The sequence below is a fragment of the Saccharomonospora saliphila YIM 90502 genome (assembly GCF_000383795.1).
GTDB classification, from domain to species: domain Bacteria; phylum Actinomycetota; class Actinomycetes; order Mycobacteriales; family Pseudonocardiaceae; genus Saccharomonospora; species Saccharomonospora saliphila.
Map to the genome: position 1 here is coordinate 29298 of NZ_KB912724.1, position 1905 is coordinate 31202.

The following is a 1905-nucleotide window of genomic DNA, read 5'->3' on the forward strand; positions in this document are numbered from 1 at the left end:
GCCCACGGCGTCGTGCAGGGCCGTGTCCACCGCCGAGGGACTCGTGCGCACCATGAGACCGAGCGCGACGAACGCCGCGAGGCACGCCGCGCCCACCGCGCCCAGCACCCCGGAGGTCGCGCGGCGGCTCACAGTGCCGCGGCGAGCGCGCCGTCGAGGTCGCGGTGGGTGTACCGGAACCCGGCGTCGGTCAGCACCCCCGGGACGGCGCGGGTCCCGGTCAGCAGCATTTCGTCAGCGGCGTCACCGAGCGCCGTCCGCAGGGCGAAGCCGGGGACCCGCCACGGTGCCGGGCGGTGCAGCGCCCGCCCGAGGGCGGCGGTGAATTCGGCGTTGGTCGCCGGAGACGGCGCGGTGAGGTTCACCGGCCCCGCGATCTCGTCGTGCTCCAGCACGAACGCGATGGCCGCCACCGCGTCGGCGAGGCTGATCCACGGCATGGACTGGCGGCCGTCGCCGAGCCTGCCACCCAGCCCCAACCGGAACAGCGGTACCAGCGGTGCGAGGACGCCACCCCGGCCCGCCAGCACGGGTGCCGTCCGCAGCAGGACCACGCGCGCTCCGGCGCGGCGCGCGGGTTCGGTGGCTTCCTCCCACTCGCCGCACAACCGGGCGAGAAAGCCCTCGCCGCGCGGGGCGGACTCGTCGACCCGCCTGCCGCCGGTGTCGCCGTAGTAGTTGATCCCGGACGCGTTGACCAGGATCGGCACGCGGTGCTCGGCGACCGCCTCGGCCAGCACCTCGGTCGGCTCGATCCGCGAGTCGGTCAGTACCTGCTTTCGCGCCTGGTTCCACCGGCCCGAGGCCAGCGGCGCCCCGCACAGGTTGACCACGGCGTCGACGCCGTCGAAGGCACCCGTGTCGATGCGCCCCGACGGAGGGTCCCAGCCCCGTTCGTCGGCGGCCGAGGGACGCGCCCGTACCAGCCGCGTCACAACGTGGCCGGAACCGGTCAGGTGCGAGCGCAGAGTGGTGCCGAGCAAACCGCTCGACCCGGCCACGAGAACGCGCATGGCACCACCCTAGAACCTCGGCGCCGGGGGGCGCCCACCGCGAACGGCGGACACCCCTCGGCGCGCGTGGACTCCCGCGAGCGCGGCTCCTACAGTCCCAGCTCGTCCTCGAAGTGGCCCTCCTCGAGGCGCTGCCGGATCGTGGTGAGGAACCGGCCGGCGTCGGCGCCGTCGATGAGCCGGTGGTCGTAGGTCAGCGGCAGGTAGGCCATCGACCGGATCGAGATGGTGTCGATGCCCTCGGCGTCGGTGACCACGACCGGCCGCTTGACCACCGCGCCCGTGCCGAGCATGCCCGACTGCGGCTGCACGATGATCGGGGTGTCGAACAGGGCGCCGTTGCTGCCGATGTTGGTGATCGTGAACGTGCCTCCGGTGAGCTCGTCCGGCGTCACCCGGTTGTTGCGCGCCCGCTGCGCCAGGTCGGCGATCCGGTGTGCCAGCCCGGCCAGGCTCAGCTCACCGGCGTCGTGGATGACCACGGACAGCAGACCGCGTTCGGTGTCCACGGCCACGCCGAGGTGGACCGCACCGTGGTAGGTGATCTCCTTGGTGTCCTCGTTGTAGGAGGCGTTGACGTTCGGGTGCTGCTTGAGCGCCTCGACCGTCGCCTTCGCGAAGAACGGCAGGAACGTCAGGCCGACGCCCTCCCGCTCACGGAAGGCCTCCTTGGCCCGCGCCCGCAGCTTGGCGATCTTGGTGACGTCCACCTCGTGGACCTGCGTGAGCTGCGCCGAGACCTGGAGCGACTCCTTGGTCTTGTCGGCCGTGATCTGGCGGATGCGGCTCGCCTTCTGCACGGTGCCGCGCAGGGCCGCCTTCTCCGAGTCCGACACCGCCACCGCGCGGTCCGGCTCCGACGGCGCCGACGGACGCGCCTGCGGGGCCGCCG

Annotated in this window: 2 protein-coding genes; both read right to left on the reverse strand. The window is 73.1% G+C overall.

Annotation, left to right across the window (positions count from 1 at the left end; all coding sequences use genetic code 11):
- Positions 1-128: 128 nt before the first annotated feature.
- Positions 129-1013 carry a TIGR01777 family oxidoreductase gene (locus tag SACSA_RS0118695; RefSeq protein ID WP_019819245.1) on the reverse strand — a complete coding sequence of 295 codons (885 nt, stop codon included), beginning with the start codon at positions 1011-1013 and terminating at the stop codon, positions 129-131.
- Positions 1014-1102: 89 nt separating this feature from the next.
- Positions 1103-1905, reverse strand: an 803-nt coding sequence (gene sucB / locus SACSA_RS23775) for a 2-oxoglutarate dehydrogenase, E2 component, dihydrolipoamide succinyltransferase (protein ID WP_048876991.1), incomplete at its 5' end; no start/stop codon positions are given.

Excerpts from the sequence above, each read along its gene's own strand:
- SACSA_RS0118695 (WP_019819245.1), bottom strand. The coding sequence starts at position 1,013 with ATGCGCGTTCTCGTGGCCGGGTCGAGCGGTTTGCTCGGCACCACTCTG.